The following is an 18,054-nucleotide window of genomic DNA, read 5'->3' on the forward strand; positions in this document are numbered from 1 at the left end:
TCGTCCGGGCGTCCGCGTCCCCCCGTACGGCGGAGGAAGCCACGCTGGGCCATGCGGGCGGTGACGACGCTGTCCGTCGTGGTGCTCGCCGCGGCCGGGATCGGGCACGCGGTGGTCAGCAGCCTCGACGCCGACATCGCCCGGGTCGACCCCTTCAAGGACATGAAGAACCGGCCACGGGCGGGCCACGGCATGAACGTACTGCTCGTCGGCACGGACAGCCGCGAGAAGATCTCGGAGCGGGAGCGGCGCAAGTACCGGCTCGGCGGCGCGCCCTGCCACTGCACCGACACGATGATGATCGTGCACATCTCGGAGGACCGGGAGCGGGCGAGCGTCGTCAGCCTGCCGCGCGACTCGTACGCCGTGACGCCCCCGCACACCGACCGGACCACCGGACGCCGACACGGCGGCCATGTCATCAAGCTGAACGCGGCGTACGCGGAGGGCGGGCCGAACCTCACCGTGCGGACGGTGGAGCACATGACGCACGTGAAGATCGACCACTATCTGGAGGTCGACTTCACGAGCTTCATGAAGACGGTGGATGTGCTGGGGGGAGTCGAGATCTGTGCGACGCGACCGCTGAAGGACTCGTACACGGGGCTGAACCTGGCGGCTGGGAAACATGAACTGAGTGGCGGGGAGGCCTTGCAGTACGTCCGTTCCCGGCACGCCGACGGGTCCTCCGACCTGGGGCGGATGCAGCGCCAGCAGCAGTTCATGGCGGCGCTGATCGCACAGTCCACGTCGTCCGGGGTGCTGCTGAACCCGATGAAGTTCCGGGACATCACGCGGGCGGTGCTCGGGTCGGTGCGGGCGGACAAGGAGTTCGGTACGGGTGAGCTGCTGGACCTCGGGCGGGCGATGCGGAACTTCTCGCCGGCGTCGTCGGAGTTCACGACCGTGCCGATCGGGCGGATGGGGTTCGCCGTGCCGGGGATCGGGTCGACGTTGAAGTGGGACGCGGCGAAGTCGGGGCGGTTGTTCCGGGCGCTGCGGGAGGACGAGCCGCTTGCGGTGCGGCGGGCGCCTGGGGGCCGGGGCGGTAAGGGCGGTGCGCCGGTTCGGGTGGAGGTGGCGCCGCAGGGGATTCGGGTGCAGGTGGAGAACGGGACGCGTACGGCGGGGCTGGGGCGGAAGGTGGATCGGGAGTTGGCGGGGGTTGGGTTTCGGACTACTCGGGTGCCGGTGAATGCGCGGGGGCGGGAGGTGGGGCGGACGGTGATCGCGTACGACCCGCGGTGGGATCGGTCGGCCCGGTCGTTGGCGGCTGCGTTGCCGGGGAGTTCGTTGCGGGTGGTGCGGGGGCAGGGGGCTGTGATGCGGGTGACTGTCGGGGCGGATTATCGGGGGGTGCGGAAGGTTCGGGTGGGGGAGTTCGGGGTTACTACGGGGGATCAGGTGGGGTGTCGGTAGGCATTTTTCTCGCCCCCGCCGCCCCTACCCGTCCCATCCTTCTGGGGGCTGCGCCCCCAGACCCCCCTTTGTCCTCAAACGCCGGACGGGCTGGTTTGTCAGCCTGTCCGGCGTTTGAGGACAAGGCCCCTTCAGGGCCGTAGCGGGGGTCTGGGGGCGGCAGCCCCCAGGGGACGGGAATGGGTAGGGGCGGCGGGGGCGAAGAAAAGTCCCCTCAGTCGTCCAAGCCCTCTGCTGCTCTTCGTTCCCGCAGCTCCACGATCGCCCTCCGTCGCGCCAAGCGATGCGTGCGGCGGATCTGGGCCTCCTGGTAGCGGCGGTCGTCCCGTTCCGTTTCCGGGAGGACCGGCGGGACCCGGCGCGGCTTGCCGTCGACGTCCACCGCCGCGAAGACCAGGTACGCCGACCCCACCTGCGTCGCCGGCGTCGACTCGTTCCAGCGCTCGGCGAGCACCCGTACCCCGACCTCCATGGACGTCCGGCCCGTCCAGTTGACCTGGGCCTTGACGTGGACCAGGTCGCCCACCCGCACCGGCTCCAGGAACGCCATCTCGTCCATCGACGCCGTGACAGCGGGGCCCCCGCTGTGCCGTCCCGCCACCGCACCCGCCGCATCGTCGACCAGTTTCATGATCACACCGCCGTGCACCGTACCGAGAAGGTTCGTGTCGGCGTGGGTCATGATGTGGCTGAGGGTCGTCCGGGAGGCGGAGGTCGGCTTGCCCGGGGGCGCCGCATCCGCGCTGGTGGCCTGGTCTGTCATGGCCCTCACCTTATGCCGGACGTACACGTGGGCGATTTGTGTCAGCTTCGCAACAGCACTGCTCCTAATTTCCTTCGACCCTTGTATAGGACACACCCCCGCACTGCACACTGGTCCGCATGAACGATTGGCCTGACGCGTGGTCCGACGACAACCGCAACAACCGGTACGGTCGCGGCAGCGCGAACGCACAGCCCGAGGGCGCGCGCGTGATGCGGCAGGTTCAGGGCGGCCCGGGCGGGCAGTACGGGCAGGGCTCCTCCGCGCCGCCGTACGGTGGCGGGGTCCCGCAGCAACAGCAGCAGCCGTACGGCAGTGACCCGTACGGCAACGACGGCTACAGCGGCGGCGGCAGCGACTACAACACCGGCCAGGTCTACGGCGGTGGCGGGGCCGGTGCCGCGGCAGGCGGTGGTCGTGGTGGCCGTCCGGCGCCCAACTGGCGCAAGCGGATCAAGTGGACCGCGATCACCCTGGTCACGCTGCTGATCGTGGTGTCCGTCGGTACGTACTTCTGGGCCGACTCCAAGCTGAACCGCGAGGTCGACCTGTCGAAGGTCATCGACCGGCCGGACGCGGGCAAGGGCACGAACTATCTGATCGTCGGTTCGGACAGTCGCGCGGGGCTGTCCGACGAGGAGAAGAAGAAGCTTCGTACCGGGTCCGCCGCAGGGCAGCGCACGGACTCGATGATGATCCTGCACACCGGCGACAACGGCCCGACCCTCATCTCCCTCCCCCGTGACTCGGACGTGGAGATCCCCACCTTCGTGGGCTCCGAGTCCGGCAAGACGTTCAAGGGCACGGGCCGGCACGTGAAGCTGAACGCGGCGTACGCGGAGGACGGGCCCGAACTGCTCGTCCGTACCGTCGAGTTCAACACCGGGCTGCGCATCGACCACTACGTCGAGATCGGCTTCGCCGGCTTCGCGAACATCGTGGACGCGGTCGGCGGCGTCGAACTGACCATCCCCAAGGGCGGGATGAAGGACACCAAGTCCGGCGCGAACTTCACGGCGGGCAAGCAGACCCTCAACGGCGAGCAGGCCCTGGCCTTCGTCCGTACCCGGTACGCCCTCGCGGGCAGCGACCTGGACCGTACGAAGAACCAGCAGAAGTTCCTCGCGGCCCTGGCGAGCCAGACGGCGACGCCGAGCACGCTGCTGAACCCCTTCAAGCTGTACCCGACGATGAGCGCGGGCCTCGACACCCTGGTCGTCGACAAGGACATGAGCCTGTTCGACCTGGCCGACATGTTCTGGGCGATGAAGGGCGTCACCGGCGGCGACGGCAAGTCCATGAACATGCCGCTCGCGGGCTCGACCGGCGGCAACCTCCTCTGGGACAAGACGAAGGTGAAGACCCTGGTCACCGAGTTGAAGAACGACGACAAGGTCACCGTCACCGGTAACTGAGCGCGATACGCGAGTCGGCCCCTGCCCGATCCTTCGGGCAGGGGCCGACTCGCGTGTTCGGGGGTTGTCTACGGCAGGTTCCTCGCCATCACGATCCGCTGGACCTGGTTCGTGCCCTCGTAGATCTGGGTGATCTTGGCGTCGCGCATCATGCGCTCCACCGGGTAGTCACGGGTGTAGCCGTAGCCGCCGAGCAGCTGGACCGCGTCCGTGGTGACCTCCATCGCCACGTCCGACGCGAAGCACTTCGCCGCCGCGCCCTGGAAGGTGAGGTCGCTGTCGAGGCGTTCCGAGGCGGCCGCGGCCTGGTAGGTCAGGGCGCGGGCGGCGGCGATCTTCATCGCCATGTCGGCCAGCATGAACTGGATGCCCTGGAAGTCGGCGATCGGCTTGCCGAACTGCTTGCGCTCCTTGACGTACCCCTTGGCGTAGTCGAGGGCGCCCTGCGCGATGCCGAGGGCCTGTGCGGCGATCGTGATGCGGGTGTGGTCCAGGGTCTTCATCGCGGTGGCGAAGCCCGTGCCCTCCTCGCCGATCATGCGGTCGGCCGGGATACGGACGTTGTCGAGGTAGACCTCGCGGGTCGGGGAGCCCTTGATGCCGAGCTTCTTCTCGGGGGCGCCGAAGGAGACGCCCTCGTCGGACTTCTCGACGACGAAGGCCGAGATGCCCTTGCTGCGCTTCGTCGGGTCGGTCACCGCCATCACCGTGTAGTACTCGGACTCGCCCGCGTTGGTGATCCAGCGCTTCACGCCGTTGAGGACCCAGAAGTCGCCGTCGCGGACCGCCTTGGTCTTCATGCCGGCCGCGTCCGAGCCCGCGTCGGGCTCCGAGAGGCAGTACGAGAACATGCCGTCGCCCTTGGCGAGGGGCGTCATGTACTTCTTCTTCAGCTCCTCCGAGCCGGACAGGATCACCGGGAGGGAGCCCAGCTTGTTGACGGCCGGGATGAGGGAGGAGCTGGCACAGACCCGCGCCACCTCCTCGATGACGATCACGGTCGCCAGCGCGTCCGCGCCCGCGCCGCCGTACGACTCCGGTACGTGCACCGCGTGCAGGTCGCTCGCGACCAGCGCGTCGTGGGCCTCCTGCGGGAAGCGGGCTTCCTCGTCCACCGCCGCGGCGTACGGCAGGATCTTCGCCTCGGCCAGGGAGCGGATCGCGTCCCGGAGCATGTCGTGCTCCTCGGACGGGCGGTACAGGTCGAAATCAGCCGATCCGGCCAAGGTCTCTCACGCTCCAAAGACGCTGTAACTGTATGACTGACGCTAACTACCGTTAAGTAACACGCTCGGTAACCCAAATTTTAGGGGTCTGTCCACGTGAGTGATACGTGAGCTTGGCGACAGGGGGAGATCACGGGGGAAATCTGCCCGGTGAGGGCCCATGAAACGCCCCGACTATGCTCGTCCATCGCACGTTCGACCCGACGGCACGTACGACCCAGACCCCAGGAGCAACCCATGGCTCTCAAGATCACCGTGATCGGCACCGGATACCTCGGTGCCACCCACGCCGCCGCCATGGCCGAACTGGGCTTCGAGGTGCTGGGGCTCGACGTCGTCGAGGAGAAGATCGACCTGCTGCGGCGCGGGCAGGTCCCGATGTACGAGCCCGGGCTCGAAGAGCTGCTGCGCAAGCATGTCGCGGGGATCGAGGGGTCCACCGGGCGGCTGCGCTTCACCATGGACTGGGCCGAGGTCGCCGCCTTCGGCGACATCCACTTCGTCTGTGTGAACACCCCGCAGAAGCACGGCGAGTACGCCTGCGACATGTCGTACGTCGATGCCGCGATCGAGTCCCTCGCCCCGCATCTCACCTCCCCCGCCCTCGTCGTCGGCAAGTCGACCGTGCCCGTCGGCTCGGCGGACCGGCTCGCCCGGACGATCGCCGGGCTCGCCCCCGCCGGCGCGGACGCCGAGCTGGCCTGGAACCCGGAGTTCCTGCGCGAGGGCTTCGCCGTCCAGGACACGCTGCACCCCGACCGGGTCGTGGTCGGCGTCCGCAGCGAGCGGGCCGAGAAGCTGCTGCGCGAGGTGTACGCCACGCCGATCGGGGAGGGCACGCCGTTCGTCGTCACCGACTTCCCGACCGCCGAGCTGGTGAAGACCTCCGCGAACTCCTTCCTGGCCACCAAGATCTCGTTCATCAACGCCATGGCGGAGGTCTGCGAGGCCGCCGACGGCGATGTGGCGAAGCTGGCGGAGGCCATCGGGTACGACGACCGGATCGGCAAGAAGTTCCTGCGGGCCGGGATCGGCTTCGGCGGCGGCTGCCTGCCCAAGGACATCCGCGCCTTCATGGCGCGCGCCGGCGAGCTGGGCGCCGACCAGGCGCTGACCTTCCTGCGCGAGATCGACTCCATCAACATGCGCCAGCGCGGCCAGATGGTGGAGCTGGCCCGGCAGGCGCTGGGCGGCGGCCCCTTCCTCGGCAAGCGGGTCGCGGTGCTCGGCGCCACCTTCAAGCCCGACTCGGACGACGTCCGCGACTCGCCCGCCCTCAACGTCGCCGGCCAGATCCACCTCCAAGGCGGCCAGGTGACGGTGTACGACCCGAAGGGCATGGCCAACGCACGCAAGCTCTTCCCGACGCTCGCGTACGCCGACACGGCCACAGAGGCGGTTCGGGGCGCCGATGCCGTACTCCACCTGACCGAGTGGCGCGAGTTCCGCGAGCTGGACCCGGCGGCGCTGGGCGAGGCGGTGGCCCACCGGCTGATCCTGGACGGGCGCAACGCCCTCGATCCGGAGCTGTGGCGGAAGGCCGGGTGGACTTACCGGGCCATGGGGCGTCCTACCGCCTGATCCTCACTTCCTTGTGGGTTTTTCGGGGTCGCCCGAAATTCCGGGCGACCCCGAATTCCCAATGGTTGGTAAATTCCGGGGCGGTCGCCGCGTTCGGGAGGTCTCGATAAACCGCGCACTCGGGCGGCTCACCCCCGGCGGACCGCCTGGAGCCCAGGCGTGAAGGCCTCCGCGACCTGGCATATGCCATCTCCGCAAAATCCCCAGAACTGATTCGAATTCATTCGAGCAATGTGCGGGAATTGCAGTTCCGCCTGCGCGAATTCTTCACGGTCGCATTGCGCGTATTGACAGCGTTCTCGACCCATCTCACAGCGGGGGCACCTCCGAAAGAGAGGTGGGCAACAGGCAGTTAACTGGCGCGTAGTCAAGTGGAATCCGCACCGCCCTCCAATGGTCCGCATTCACCGATCGGAATGACCGGACCATGCCAGGGAGTGTGATCATGCCCGTGTTCCGCAGGGCCGAGTGGCCCAGGGACCATCGTGACGAGTTCGTCGCGGGGGCTCTGGTCGGGGCGGTGGTGATCGTGCTCGGCTACGCGTCGGGCATCGGCGCCTCCACGGCCTCCGGCGCCGCCGAGGCCGCCGCTCCCCCGTCGTCGCTCCCCGCGGCCACGGCACCGCCGAACTCCGCGCCGGGCGACTCCGGCGCCCAGGCACCGGGCAGCGGCACCGGCATGGACATGGGCGGGGACACCGGCAGCGGCAGCGGCTGGACGGGCCAAGTGCCGGTCGGTAGCGGGGAGTTGCCGGTGTACGGCGACACTGGCACCGGCTCCGGCGACGGCACCGCCGGACATGGGGGCCATACCGGGCACGGCACCTCCCCGACTCCGACGCCCACCACTCCGTCCACGACCTCTCCTGCCCCCTCCCCCTCCGACTCCGCGCCGCCCACCGACGACGCCACCTGCGCCGACGGCGAGGTACGGCTCGTGGCGCCCATCCTCACCGGCATCACCCAGCCGCTGTTCGGCCTCCTCAACAGCACGGACGCCGCCGAGACGCCCGAACCAACGGCCTCCCCGTGCATCGGGCTCGCCCCGCTCTCCTCCCTCCTCGGCGGCTCCGCCTCCCCCTCCCCCTCCGCGTCCCCGCTGCCGGAGGCGACCCCGTGACCCGCCTCCGCACGCTCCTCCCGCTGCTCCTCGCCGTCCTCCTCTGCGGGCTGGTCGTCGGCGCGACCCCCGCTGCCGCCCACACCGAACTGGTCCGCTCGGTCCCGAAGGACGGCGCGAAGCTGGCCAAGGCCCCCGACCACCTCACCCTCACCTTCGACGAGCCCGTCGACCTCGCCGACGTACGCGCCATGACCCCCGACGGCGACCGACTCCCGGTCACTCGCGCTCCGCACACCGCCAGCGACACCGTGCGGATCGCCACCGGCAACCCGGCCGGCGGCACGCTCTTCGTCGTCTGGTCCGTCGTCGACATGGAGGACGGTCACGCCTCCTCCGGTCGGCTCACCTTCGCCGTCGACGCGGCGGCCAGTACGACGGCGGGCGCCCAGGACCGCGGCGACGAGGCCGCAGCCGCCCCTTCCCCCTCGCCCCTGGTGCGGAAGGGCCTCGTCGCCGCTCGCTGGACCGGGTATCTCGCGCTGGCCGTGTTCGTCGGCGGGCTCGCCTTCGTCACGCTGCTGTGGCCGCGCGGCGCGGAGGCGGCCCGGGCGCGGGCGCTGCTCACGCTGGCCTGGATGTGCGGGCTGCTGTCGACGGTCGCGGCCATCGGTCTCCAGGGGGCATACGTCTCCTTCGGCGGCCTGCGGGACGCGCTGCGCCCGGCGTCGTACACCGAGGTGCTCACCACCGAGCCCGGGGTCGCGCTCGCCGCGCGCGGGCTGCTGTGGGTGCTCGCGGCCGTCGTACTGAGCGCGCTGCTGCAGGGCGGGGCCGCCACCTCGCGCTCGCCCGGCTGGCGGGTGGGCGCCCTCGCCGTGGCGCTCGGGCTGCTGCGGACGACCGGTATGCGCGGGCACAACTCCGAGGGCAGCGACCCGACTTGGGGCGCGGTCGCCGACCTCGTCCATCTGCTCGGGGCGGCCCTGTGGATCGGCGGCCTTGTCATGCTGACGGTGGCCGTGCTGCCGCGCCGGGAGCCCGTCGAACTGGCGGCGGTGGTGCCCGGTTACTCGCGGCTCGCCGCCGGCTCGGTCGCCGCGATCGCCGTCGCCGGGCTGGTGCTGGCGTGGCAGGTCGTGGGGTCGTACGACGCCCTGCTGCACACCTCGTACGGGCAGTTGCTGCTGGTCAAGACCGCCGTGCTCGGGGGTGTCCTGCTGGCCGCCCAGTGCAGCCGCCAGTGGGTGCGCACCCGTCTCGATCTCGCCGTGCTGCTGCGCGGCGACGCCGCCACCGTGCGGCCCTTCGGTTACTCGGTCGCGGCCGAGACGGGGCTCGTCCTCGTCGTGCTCGCCGTGACGAGTCTGTTGGTCACTGCCGATCCCGGCCAGTGAACCCCCCTGAAAATCTAGGAGTTGCTTTGAAACGCACCGACGAAACCGGTGGGGCCGGCGAGCGCGCATCGCGTCGCGGGTCGCCCGCCGGGAACCGGCCCCTGCTGGTCGCGGGGCTCGGCGCGGCCTTCGCCGCCGTGCTCAGCCTGGGACTGCTCCAGGCGGCCTCGGGCAGCACCACGGCCACCAGCACCTCGGACACGGCGGCGGGCGCGGCTCAGGCGCCCGCCGCCGCGGCGGCCGAGGTGCGGCAGGCGGCCGCGGCGGCACCCGACCAACAGGTCGACATCATGAACAACAAGTTCGGCGACGGTAAGCAGTTGGTCGTCGAGGTCGGCGAGACCGTGCGCTGGACCAACCACGACAGCGTGCCGCACACGGTCACCACCACCAAGGGCCCGAAGAAGTTCGACTCGGGCACGCTGGCGCAGGGCGACTCCTGGTCGTACACCTTCACGACGGCCGGCACGTACGAGTACTACTGCGCGGTCCACCCGGACATGGTCGCGTCGGTGAAGGTCGTCGCGGCCGACGGCGGCACGACGGGCGGCACCACGGGTGGGTCCACAGGGGGCTCGACAGGCGGCTCGACGGGCGGTTCCACCGGAGGTACGACGGGTGGCACCACCACCGGCGGAACGACCGGCGGAACCACCGGCGGTTCGGACTCGGGCGGCAGCACAACCGGTGGCACGACCACCGGCGGCACCACCACGGGCGGCTCGACCGGTGGCAGTACCGGCAGCACGGGCGGTACCGGGGGCGGTGACGGCGGCGACGAGCAGTGCGCCAGCGTCCAGGACGTGCTGCTGCCGATCCTCCAGCACATCAACGCCGCGCACCTGGAGCGGTCTCCGGGCCAGCAGGTGCAGGACGCGCTCGCGCTGGACTCGTACATCAAGCTGCACACGGTGTGGGTCGAGACGATCCTGACGCCCGCCCTCGAAGGCGGCGGCACGGTTCTCGACGACACGCTCAGTGTGCTGCTGAACCACATCAACTCGGCGCACCTGGAGGAGTCGCTCGGGCAGCAGATCACCGATCTGCTCGACGTCGACAGCTACGTGAAGATGCACACGGTCTGGGCCGAGCACCTGCTCGCACCCACCGAGGACTTCCTCACCGGCAGCTGCTGACAGGGCTCACCCCAGGACTCACCCCGAGAAAGGGACGCCGGTCCGGCCGAGGCTCAGTCGGCCGGACCGGCGCCTGCCCCATTCTCCACAACCCCGCCACACTTCGGGAACCGCTTTCCAAGGAGACCCGGGATGACAACCGTCACCCTGCCCACCGCCACCGCCACCGCCACCGCCGTACTGCCGCTGCCCGGCCGGTACGCCGTGGCCCCCGACCGCTCGCTCGTCGAACTCACCGCCTGGTACGGCCCGTTGCCCACCCACCGCCGACGTGTCACCCTCACCGGCGCCTCCCTGACCGTGCCCGACCCGCTCGACGAGCCCGAATCCCCCGCGCTCCGCTTCGAGTTCGGGAACCTCGACCGGCTCGACCCGGCCGAAGGCACCCCCGCCCCCTCCACCGTCCTCGCCTCCGACACCGTCGAACTCCTGGACGGCGGACGGAAGTTGCAGCTCTCCGGCGACCTGGTCCTGCGGGGCGTCCGCTTCCCCGCCCTGCTGCGCCTCCGGATCGTCGAGCGCGCCGACGACCGCCTGCTCGTCGTGGGCACGGCCCGGCTGCCGTACCGCCTCCTGCGCCGCGCGACCGGCTTCCGTCCGGGCCGGCTGCCGCGCCCGGCGACCCGGCTGCGGCTGCTGGTCGCCGCGGAGTTCGCGTGAGGACGGCGGGCAGGACCGTACGCCGGGCGGCCCTGGTCCCCGTACTGGCCCTCGTCGCCCTGCTGCTGGCCCTGCCCGGACAGGCCTCGGCGGCCACCTACCGGGTCACCATGCAGGGGTACGCCTTCGCCCCCGCGACCCTGACCGTCCCCGCCGGTTCCACGGTGACCTGGACCAACCAGGACACGGCCCCGCACGACGTGAAGACCACCTCGGGCCCGGTGCAGATCCACTCCCCCATGCTGGACAAGGGCGAGAGCTGGAGCTTCACCTTCACGACGGCCGGTTCGTACGCCTACTACTGCACCGTGCATCCGAACATGACGGCCGGAATCACGGTCCAGGCGCCGGCCCCCGCGACCTCGGCGGCCCCGACTCACTCCCACACCCATACGAAACCCACCTCGGGGTCGGGGTCGGGGTCAGGCACGGGTGCTGGCACGGCGCATCACGGCACCGGTACGAGCCAGTCGACGGCGACGAGCGGCAGAGCACCGGCCCGCACGACCTCGGCGGCCTCGGCACCGGCCGCCTCCGGCCGAACCACGCCCAGTCCAGTTGCCTCCCCGTCCCCCGCCTCCTCGGCGGCCGCCGGGACGGTCCCTCAGGCCCAGCCCGTCACCTCAACGGCCACCGTCGCGTCGGTACGGCCGCTGGACCCGTTGCTGCTCCTGACGGGGATCGTCGCCGGGATCGCCGTACTGTGCCTGCTGCTGGTGGGGTCGCGGGCCGCCGCGCCGCGGGGGAAGGGCGACGGGGCCGAGAGCGAGGCATGAGCGCTCCGCTGGATGTGCCGTTATGTGCCGTCGTTCAGCTGCCGCGCCGTCGTGGCTGGTCGCGCCCACGCGGCGGAGCCGCATATCTATACGGCCCCGCGCCCCTTCGGGGCGCTCCCGAAGCGCTTAGCAGCGGGAGCCGTCGCCGAGAGCGGTGGCCACGGCTGGCAGGCGGTCCATCGTGTGCGCGACTCGGAGTCCGTCCATGTAGTCGCGGACGTGCACGATCAGGCCGTCGCGGACCCGGATCACCAGAAGGCCGGGGAAGCTGAAGGGGCGGCCGGTCGTGGTCACAGTGCCGGTGACGACCTGCTCGACGGTGATCACCTCGGGGTCCGTGCTGTCGTGGACGACGACGTCACGGATCTCCTCCGGCCGCGCCGGGCTCGCGCCCCAGGCCGCCCGGTATCCCGCGCGGACCTCTTCGCGGCCCTGGTAGCGCTCGGGCATGCCGGGGAAGAGGAACGGGAACTCGTGGACGGCGTCGACCGCGTACAGGTCGGCCAGGTCGTCCGCGGACCAGTCGAGCATCGCCTGCTGGTAGCGGGCGAGGACGTCACGGGGACCGGGGTTCGGCATGGCAGGGGGCTCCGTTCCGTCGGCGCGTGATCGCGCTCGCGATCGAACTCCTGGGCCCAGAAGCCTACTTCGCGCGATACCGGCGCATCTTCGCGCGGGCCCCGCACACCGACATGGAGCACCAGCGGCGCCTGCCGGCGGGGCTGCGGTCGTAGTACGCCCAGTGGCAGTCGGGCAGTTCGCACGCCTTGAGACGCAGCCAGGTGCCGTCGGTGAGCGCCTCCGCGACGGCCGCCGCGACGCGGGAGAGCAGCGGGCCCTCGTCTGCGGCGGTGAGCCGGGCCGAGCCGTCCTGGTCGTCGACGGTGACCAACAGCGGTGCCCGGGAGAGCAGTTGACCCAGTGGAGTGACGGCGTCGTCGTGCGGTGGATGTCCGGCGTGTGCGAGGCAGACGGCCCGCAGGGACTCCCGCAGCTCCTTCACGGCCGCCAGTTCCCGCTCGCCGATCCCCTGGATGCCGAACGCGGCCCGCCCCTCGGCGGTGTTCAGCGCGTCCCTGTCCGAGTCCAGGCTCCTGGTGTTGACCAGGGCCTCCACGAGGGCCAGCCCCCCGGGCGCGGACGCGTTCTCACTCACACAGGTGACGTTACCTCCTAGGCATGGGCATACGGTAACCGCTAGCGTGTGACCGTTACCTGATGAGCACCATCAACAGGTAACAGAGAAGGCAATCAACGGAGGAAGCCATGCCCATCGCCAAGCTCGGCGCCGTCGTCCTGGACTGTCCCGACCCCGGCGCACTCGCCGCGTTCTACTCCGCGCTGCTCGGCGGCACGCCCGAGGTCGAGGAGGACTGGATCGACCTGCGGCTCCCGGACGGGCCGACGCTGGCCTTCCAGGCGGCCCCCGGCCACGTACCGCCGAAGTGGCCGTCGCCCGACGCCTCGCAGCAGTTCCATCTGGACGTGACCGTGGCCGACCTGGACACGGCCGAGCGGGAGGTGCTCGCGCTGGGCGCGAAGCCGCTGGAGACGGAGGACCGGGCCCGCTCCTTCCGTGTCTACGCGGACCCGGCGGGGCACCCGTTCTGTCTCTGCGCGGGCTGATCACGGATGGCTCAGGAGGATCCCGTAGCACCCGTGGCCCGGTTCCGTACCGTCGTCGTCGACTGCCCGGACCCACGGGCACTGGCCCGTTTCTACGCGGGTGTCGTCGGCGGTACGCCCCTGGACGAGGACCCGGAGTGGGTCGTGCTGTACGTCCCCGACGGGCCACGGCTGGCCTTCCAGCGGGCGCCCGGGTACTCCCCGCCCGAGTGGCCGCGGGCCGACCACGGCTCCCAGCAGTTCCATCTCGACCTGGACGCCGGGTCCACCCGGGCGGAGCTGGACGCGGCGCAGGAGGCGGTCCTGGCACTGGGCGCCCGCCCGCTGGACCTGGACGACCAGGACGGGCAGCGGGACTTCAGGGTGTACGCCGATCCGGCAGGGCATCCGTTCTGCCTCTGCCGGATCGAGCGCCCCTGAGCCCGTGGAACTCGGGGCGGGTCAGCCGTCCAGTTCCGCGATGCGGGCCGTGGACGGTTCCCGGCGCTGCTGGGCCGCCTTCGCCGTGAAGTCGGCGCTGCGCAGGACGCGTTGGACGTTTCCCCAGGTGAGGAGGGCGAGGTCGGGTTCGGTCCAGCCTCGGTGCAGGAGTTCGGCGATCAGGTTCGGGTAGCAGGAGGCGTCGCCGAGTTCCTGGGGGTGGGCGCTGCCCGAGTCGTACGTGCCGGACAGGCCGACGCTCTCCGGGCCCGCGACCGCACGGACGTGGTCGAGATGGTCGGCCACGTCACGGACGGACGGTCCGGTCTGCTCGGCCGTCAGCGGCACCAGGCACAGGCCCCCGGCCGCGCCCAGCTCGGCGAGCGTCTCGTCGGGCAGGTTGGCGGGGTGGGGGCGCAGGGCCCTGGCGGCGGAGCGGGTGCACAGGGCCGGCGCCTTGGAGATCCTGACGGCGCGGTGGACGGTGGCCGCGGAGGCGCCCGAGAGGTCGGCCAGCACGCCGAGCCGGTTCATCTCGCGGACCACCTCCTCGCCGAACCGGGTGAGTCCGGCCTCGCTGGCCCAGGACGTGCCGGCGAGGGTGAGCACGCGCAGGCCCAGGGAGTGCAGGACGCGCAGGATGCCGAGCGAGTCGTCGAGGGCGGCGGCCGAGGCGGGCCCGAGCACGACAGCGACGCGTCCGCAGTTGCGGGCGTCGGTGACCTGCCCGGCGGTGCCCGCCAGCCGCAGCCCCTCGGGGTGGCTCCGGGCCACCGTCTTCACGAGGTCCAGCTGCTCCAGAGTGGCCCCGACGGCCCGGTCGCCGGTGAGCCCCTCCGGCAGGTGCAGCGCCCAGAACAGCGCGGCCACGTGACCTCGTCGCATACGGGGCACATCGGTGTCCACAGTGCTCTCCCCAAGCTCCAGGTCGTACCAGGGCAGGTGCCTGAGCGCCCAGGGCAGCCCGCTGTAGCCGTCGGCGACGGGGTGCGCGGCGAGGATCGCGTGGGCGCGGTCGAGGGGGGCGGCGTCCGGGTCGGAGACGGGCGAGAAGTCGCCCTCCGCCGCCGAGTCGTCGTCGGGCTCCGGCAAGGGAAGTGGTGGGTCGAGTTCCCCGACCTCGGCTGTGGTGTGCAGTTCGTCCTGCAGATCGGCCATGGCGGGCTCCGTACGTCGTGATCTACGGCGTGATCTACCTCGTGATCGCAATACGGCCACCGTCGCACGGCGGAGAGGGAGCTTCCTGGTGGGTGGGGCGTTCGGGGGTACGTCACGAGTCCCCCGTGACCTCATCCGTCACTCGTACCCCTCGCCCACATGTGAGCTACGCAACTTCGCCACGCTCCAACAGCTCCCGTCGATTAGACATGTGTCATTCGGGTAGGCCCATACAGACGGCGGCGACTTGCCGTACCTCGATTGGAGTAGGGCGAATGGATGTGACGCGAGTCGACCTACTACGATGGCGAAGTTTCGGCACGACAAGTGCCCAACCGCCGCTGTCAAGATTCTGAGGGAGCATCATGCCCACGGCCGTGGACCCGAGTCTCAATCGCCGCAAGCTGCGACTGGCGCTGAAGTCAGCCCGCGACAAGCGCGGACTGACGCAGCGCGACGCGGCCGACGCGCTGGAGTGGTCGCTGTCCAAGCTGATCCGCATCGAAGCGGGCACGGTCAGTCTGTCCGTCACGGACCTGCGCGCGATGCTCCTCGAGTACGGCGTGAACGACCCCGACATCGTCGTGGAGCTGGAAGAGGCGGCCCGGGGCAGCAAGGGCCAGTCCTGGTGGTCCGACTACAACGACGTCATCAGCCAGCCGTTCTCCCAGTACCTCGGCTACGAGAGCGCGGCGAACCTCATCCGGAGCTACCACCCGAGTCTCATCCCGGGCCAGCTGCAGATCACGGACTACATCACCGCCCTCTGGGAGGTCAGTGAGCCGACCCCCCGCGCCAGGCGCCTCATCGACATGCGGCTGGCACGGCAGGAGAGGGTCTTCCACGACGGCGGCCCCAAGGTCGAGATGATCCTGGACGAGGCCGCCCTGCGCCGCCAGATCGGCGGCCCGGGGGTCATGCGCCGACAGCTGGCCCACCTCAAGGCACTCGCCTCCGGAGAGCAGGCCACACTGCGGGTACTCCCCTTCACGGCCGGCGCCCACGACAGCATGGACAGCAGCTTCATCCTCCTGGGCTTCACCGACGACGAGGACGTCCTGTACCTCTCCGGCCCCGGCGGCGTTCTCACCAACCGGGACGACCGGGAAAAGGTCGCCCGCTACCAGGAGTGCTTCGAGGATCTGCAGAACAAGGCGCTCGGCGAGGAGGACACGATGGCGATGTTCGACGACCTCATCGAAAACTTCCACCGCACCCCCTGACATCCAGTCAGCGTGCATTGAGGCCCGGGGGACGCCATGACCAGCGACGACGAGTGCAAGGGACCGGAGCTGGGTCCTCGCCGCTCGCGCCGCGCCGAGCCCAGCTACAACATGTTCCTGGAGTCGGAAGCCACCGTCGGCGAAACGAACGAAACGCAGGCCCGTCCGCCCGGTACCCGGCGCGGGCGGGCCGACGCCGACGAGATCAGACTCCTGCGCAACCTCGGTGCCCTGTTCATCTTCTTCTCGGTCCCCTCCACCCTGGTGGCCTTCGCCGGTATCGGGCTGGGCGTGTCGCCCTGGTACTGCCTGATCATCGCCTTCAGTGGTGGACCGCTCACGATCTGGGCGTTCGTCATGGCCTTCGTGGCGGTGCGTTCCTCCCTGCCGGACGGACCAGAAGATCCACCGTCCAGTGGCGGGCCGTAGCCGGTGAGCGCACCCACCACCAGCCCGCAGCCGCGGACACCGCGACGAGCACCGCCAGCCACATCCCGAGCCGCGCCCACGGGCTTCCGCCCAGCAGTGAGACACCTGCCCCGGCAGCCATGGCGAGCACACCGGTCACCACGCAGTATCCGGCCAGCCCGGAATACCTGGTCACCGTCTGCTCTCGGCGTTCGCCGCTCATCTCACATCCCGTAACTCGGTCCGCGTCATCACATCGTCAGACGTGGCCCCGCCCATTCGCATCCGGAGCGAGGAACAACGCTATCGCCGCACGCCAGGCATCCGCTGTGACCATCACCTGCGCGCCGTCGGATCGTTTGGAATCGCGGACTCCGACCGCCCCGGGAAACATGGCAACCTCGCAGCAGTCCTGATCGCCATCGGTACCGCTGTGGCTGCTCTTCCGCCACACAACCGAACCCCGATCCCCGGCCAACACCGCCCCCTACAGATCTCGCCCCGCTCCGAGAAACGCTGAACGCGCCTACGGTTCTTACCCGTTGTGGCCACGGTTCAACAGACAGTCGTCTCTCTGGCGCGTTCTGAGGGGTCGCACCACCCCTCAGCCGTCCAACCCCTCCAACGTGGCGTTGGACGGCCCCCGCCGCTCCCGCACCTCCCGTGCCACATCCTCCGCCGCCCCCAGCACCCGCACCGCGTTCCCCCAGGTCAGCTTGGCAAGATCGTCCTTCGACCAGCGCCGGTCGAGGAGTTCCGCGATGAGGTTGGGGTAGCCGGAGACATCGTTCAGCCCGTCGGGGGTGAACGCCGTGCCGTCGTAGTCGCCGCCGATGCCCAGATGGTCGATTCCGGCCACCTCGCGCATGTGGTCCAGGTGGTCGGCGACCGTCGAGACCGTCGCGACCGGGCGGGGGTTCCGCTCCTCGAAGGCCCGGTGGATCTTCATCGCCTCGGGGGTCGTGGCGAGGTGGTGGAAGCCGTGGGCGCGCATGTTGTCGTCCGCGGCGGCCGTCCAGTCGACGGCGGCCTGGAGGACGAACTTCGGTACGAAGGTCACCATGGCCATACCGCCGTTGACGGGCAGGCGTTCCAGTACGTCGTCCGGGATGTTGCGCGGGTGGTCGCACACCGCGCGCGAGGAGGAGTGGGAGAAGATCACCGGCGCGACGGACGTGTCCAGCGCGTGCCGCATCGTCGTCGCCGCGACATGGGACAAGTCGACCAGCATGCCGAGGCGGTTCATCTCCCTCACCACCTCGCGGCCGAACTCCGACAGACCGCCGACGCCCGGCTCGTCGGTCGCCGAGTCCGCCCACGCCACGTTGTCGTTGTGGGTGAGGGTCAGATAGCGCACGCCGAGTTCGTACAACCCCCGCAGGGTGCCGAGGGAGTCGGCGATCGAGTGACCGCCCTCAGCGCCCATCAGCGAGGCGATACGGCCTTCACGCCGGCCCGCCTCCATGTCGGCGGCCGTGAGGGCCGGCCGCAGCTCGTTCCCGTACCGCGCGATCAACTGACGTACGCAGTCGATCTGTTCGAGGGTCGCGGGCACCGCGTCCGGCAGGTCCGAGCGGACGTACACCGACCAGTACTGCGCGCCGACCCCGCCCTCGCGCAGGCGCGGGATGTCGGTGTGCAGGTGGGCGTGCTGGGCGGTGGCGATGTCGCGGGCGTCGAGGTCGTAGCGGACCTGTTCGCGCAGTGCCCACGGGAGGTCGTTGTGGCCGTCGACGACCGGGAACTCGCGCAGGAGTTCCCGGGCCTCCTCCAACGAGCCGCTCAC

19 protein-coding genes are annotated in these 18,054 nt (G+C 70.4%); 12 read left to right on the plus strand and 7 right to left on the minus strand.

What is annotated here, in order from left to right:
* Window positions 1-51 precede the first annotated feature (51 nt).
* Entirely contained in the window at window positions 52-1,419 is a 1,368-nt protein-coding gene (locus ACFYXF_RS25810) for an LCP family protein (RefSeq protein ID WP_389352730.1), read from the plus strand.
* A gap of 214 nt (window positions 1,420-1,633) precedes the next feature.
* Here ACFYXF_RS25810 and ACFYXF_RS25815 read toward each other — a convergent pair whose 3' ends face one another.
* On the minus strand, window positions 1,634-2,182 hold the full coding sequence (locus tag ACFYXF_RS25815) for an acyl-CoA thioesterase (RefSeq protein ID WP_389352731.1): 549 nt from the start codon (window positions 2,180-2,182) through the stop codon (window positions 1,634-1,636).
* Window positions 2,183-2,301: 119 nt separating this feature from the next.
* On the opposite strand from ACFYXF_RS25815, the gene ACFYXF_RS25820 reads away from it, so the two are divergent.
* Window positions 2,302-3,597, plus strand: a complete 1,296-nt coding sequence (locus ACFYXF_RS25820; protein WP_389352732.1) for an LCP family protein — start codon at window positions 2,302-2,304, stop codon at window positions 3,595-3,597.
* A 68-nt stretch (window positions 3,598-3,665) separates the two neighbouring features.
* On the opposite strand, the gene ACFYXF_RS25825 is transcribed toward ACFYXF_RS25820, so the two are convergent.
* On the minus strand, window positions 3,666-4,823 hold the full coding sequence (locus ACFYXF_RS25825; RefSeq protein WP_389352734.1) for an acyl-CoA dehydrogenase family protein: 1,158 nt from the start codon (window positions 4,821-4,823) through the stop codon (window positions 3,666-3,668).
* A gap of 237 nt (window positions 4,824-5,060) precedes the next feature.
* Here ACFYXF_RS25825 and ACFYXF_RS25830 point away from each other — a divergent pair, with 237 nt between their 5' ends.
* The 6 genes from ACFYXF_RS25830 (at window position 5,061) to ACFYXF_RS25855 (ending at window position 11,433) form a co-directional block, all read left to right on the plus strand.
* On the plus strand, window positions 5,061-6,404 hold the full coding sequence (locus ACFYXF_RS25830; RefSeq protein ID WP_389352735.1) for a UDP-glucose dehydrogenase family protein: 1,344 nt from the start codon (window positions 5,061-5,063) through the stop codon (window positions 6,402-6,404).
* A 445-nt stretch (window positions 6,405-6,849) separates the two neighbouring features.
* Window positions 6,850-7,524: a hypothetical protein gene (locus ACFYXF_RS25835; RefSeq protein ID WP_389352736.1), complete on the plus strand. Its 675-nt coding sequence runs from the start codon at window positions 6,850-6,852 to the stop codon at window positions 7,522-7,524.
* Entirely contained in the window at window positions 7,521-8,861 is a 1,341-nt protein-coding gene (locus ACFYXF_RS25840) for a copper resistance CopC/CopD family protein (protein ID WP_389352738.1), read from the plus strand. Before ACFYXF_RS25835 ends, ACFYXF_RS25840 begins: the two co-directional genes overlap by 4 nt.
* Window positions 8,862-8,887: 26 nt before the next feature.
* Window positions 8,888-9,997 carry a plastocyanin/azurin family copper-binding protein gene (locus tag ACFYXF_RS25845; protein ID WP_389352740.1) on the plus strand — a complete coding sequence of 370 codons (1,110 nt, stop codon included), beginning with the start codon at window positions 8,888-8,890 and terminating at the stop codon, window positions 9,995-9,997.
* A 132-nt stretch (window positions 9,998-10,129) separates the two neighbouring features.
* Window positions 10,130-10,657, plus strand: a complete 528-nt coding sequence (locus ACFYXF_RS25850; RefSeq protein WP_389352742.1) for a hypothetical protein — start codon at window positions 10,130-10,132, stop codon at window positions 10,655-10,657.
* Window positions 10,654-11,433 carry a cupredoxin family copper-binding protein gene (locus ACFYXF_RS25855; RefSeq protein WP_389352744.1) on the plus strand — a complete coding sequence of 260 codons (780 nt, stop codon included), beginning with the start codon at window positions 10,654-10,656 and terminating at the stop codon, window positions 11,431-11,433. Before ACFYXF_RS25850 ends, ACFYXF_RS25855 begins: the two co-directional genes overlap by 4 nt.
* 126 nt (window positions 11,434-11,559) lie before the next feature.
* On the opposite strand, the gene ACFYXF_RS25860 is transcribed toward ACFYXF_RS25855, so the two are convergent.
* Together ACFYXF_RS25860 and ACFYXF_RS25865 are read right to left on the minus strand one after the other, a co-directional pair.
* Window positions 11,560-12,012 (minus strand): nuclear transport factor 2 family protein, encoded by a 453-nt coding sequence (locus ACFYXF_RS25860; RefSeq protein ID WP_389352745.1) that lies wholly within the window; start codon window positions 12,010-12,012, stop codon window positions 11,560-11,562.
* 64 nt (window positions 12,013-12,076) lie between these two features.
* Window positions 12,077-12,589 (minus strand): CGNR zinc finger domain-containing protein, encoded by a 513-nt coding sequence (locus tag ACFYXF_RS25865; protein WP_389352747.1) that lies wholly within the window; start codon window positions 12,587-12,589, stop codon window positions 12,077-12,079.
* Between the two features lie 110 nt (window positions 12,590-12,699).
* Here ACFYXF_RS25865 and ACFYXF_RS25870 point away from each other — a divergent pair, with 110 nt between their 5' ends.
* Together ACFYXF_RS25870 and ACFYXF_RS25875 are read left to right on the plus strand one after the other, a co-directional pair.
* Window positions 12,700-13,059 carry a VOC family protein gene (locus ACFYXF_RS25870; protein WP_389352749.1) on the plus strand — a complete coding sequence of 120 codons (360 nt, stop codon included), beginning with the start codon at window positions 12,700-12,702 and terminating at the stop codon, window positions 13,057-13,059.
* 6 nt (window positions 13,060-13,065) lie between these two features.
* Entirely contained in the window at window positions 13,066-13,479 is a 414-nt protein-coding gene (locus tag ACFYXF_RS25875; protein WP_389352751.1) for a VOC family protein, read from the plus strand.
* 21 nt (window positions 13,480-13,500) lie between these two features.
* Here the strand turns inward: ACFYXF_RS25875 and ACFYXF_RS25880 are convergent, their stop codons facing one another.
* Window positions 13,501-14,637: a dipeptidase gene (locus ACFYXF_RS25880; RefSeq protein WP_389352753.1), complete on the minus strand. Its 1,137-nt coding sequence runs from the start codon at window positions 14,635-14,637 to the stop codon at window positions 13,501-13,503.
* Window positions 14,638-15,002: 365 nt separating this feature from the next.
* On the opposite strand from ACFYXF_RS25880, the gene ACFYXF_RS25885 reads away from it, so the two are divergent.
* Both ACFYXF_RS25885 and ACFYXF_RS25890 read left to right on the plus strand, forming a co-directional pair.
* Complete coding sequence (locus ACFYXF_RS25885) at window positions 15,003-15,860, plus strand: helix-turn-helix domain-containing protein (RefSeq protein WP_389352755.1); 858 nt, start codon at window positions 15,003-15,005, stop codon at window positions 15,858-15,860.
* 36 nt (window positions 15,861-15,896) lie between these two features.
* Window positions 15,897-16,289 carry a hypothetical protein gene (locus ACFYXF_RS25890; RefSeq protein WP_389352757.1) on the plus strand — a complete coding sequence of 131 codons (393 nt, stop codon included), beginning with the start codon at window positions 15,897-15,899 and terminating at the stop codon, window positions 16,287-16,289.
* Between the two features lie 238 nt (window positions 16,290-16,527).
* Here ACFYXF_RS25890 and ACFYXF_RS25895 read toward each other — a convergent pair whose 3' ends face one another.
* Complete coding sequence (locus ACFYXF_RS25895) at window positions 16,528-16,749, minus strand: DUF397 domain-containing protein (protein ID WP_389352759.1); 222 nt, start codon at window positions 16,747-16,749, stop codon at window positions 16,528-16,530.
* A gap of 123 nt (window positions 16,750-16,872) precedes the next feature.
* Window positions 16,873-18,054 (minus strand): dipeptidase, encoded by a 1,182-nt coding sequence (locus tag ACFYXF_RS25900; RefSeq protein WP_389352761.1) that lies wholly within the window; start codon window positions 18,052-18,054, stop codon window positions 16,873-16,875.

Origin of the sequence: Streptomyces sp. NPDC002680 (genome assembly GCF_042889145.1) — a bacterium.
Lineage (GTDB): Bacteria > Actinomycetota > Actinomycetes > Streptomycetales > Streptomycetaceae > Streptomyces > Streptomyces adonidis.

What these genes read in the sequence shown, in the direction of transcription:
- ACFYXF_RS25810 (WP_389352730.1), top strand. Translation starts at nt 52, where the DNA reads ATGCGGGCGGTGACGACGCTGTCCGTCGTGGTGCTCGCCGCGGCCGGG.
- ACFYXF_RS25815 (WP_389352731.1), bottom strand. Translation starts at nt 2,182, where the DNA reads ATGACAGACCAGGCCACCAGCGCGGATGCGGCGCCCCCGGGCAAGCCG.
- ACFYXF_RS25820 (WP_389352732.1), top strand. Translation starts at nt 2,302, where the DNA reads ATGAACGATTGGCCTGACGCGTGGTCCGACGACAACCGCAACAACCGG.
- ACFYXF_RS25830 (WP_389352735.1), top strand. Translation starts at nt 5,061, where the DNA reads ATGGCTCTCAAGATCACCGTGATCGGCACCGGATACCTCGGTGCCACC.
- ACFYXF_RS25835 (WP_389352736.1), top strand. Translation starts at nt 6,850, where the DNA reads ATGCCCGTGTTCCGCAGGGCCGAGTGGCCCAGGGACCATCGTGACGAG.
- ACFYXF_RS25850 (WP_389352742.1), top strand. Translation starts at nt 10,130, where the DNA reads ATGACAACCGTCACCCTGCCCACCGCCACCGCCACCGCCACCGCCGTA.
- ACFYXF_RS25860 (WP_389352745.1), bottom strand. Translation starts at nt 12,012, where the DNA reads ATGCCGAACCCCGGTCCCCGTGACGTCCTCGCCCGCTACCAGCAGGCG.
- ACFYXF_RS25870 (WP_389352749.1), top strand. Translation starts at nt 12,700, where the DNA reads ATGCCCATCGCCAAGCTCGGCGCCGTCGTCCTGGACTGTCCCGACCCC.
- ACFYXF_RS25875 (WP_389352751.1), top strand. Translation starts at nt 13,066, where the DNA reads ATGGCTCAGGAGGATCCCGTAGCACCCGTGGCCCGGTTCCGTACCGTC.
- ACFYXF_RS25880 (WP_389352753.1), bottom strand. Translation starts at nt 14,637, where the DNA reads ATGGCCGATCTGCAGGACGAACTGCACACCACAGCCGAGGTCGGGGAA.
- ACFYXF_RS25885 (WP_389352755.1), top strand. Translation starts at nt 15,003, where the DNA reads ATGCCCACGGCCGTGGACCCGAGTCTCAATCGCCGCAAGCTGCGACTG.
- ACFYXF_RS25890 (WP_389352757.1), top strand. Translation starts at nt 15,897, where the DNA reads ATGACCAGCGACGACGAGTGCAAGGGACCGGAGCTGGGTCCTCGCCGC.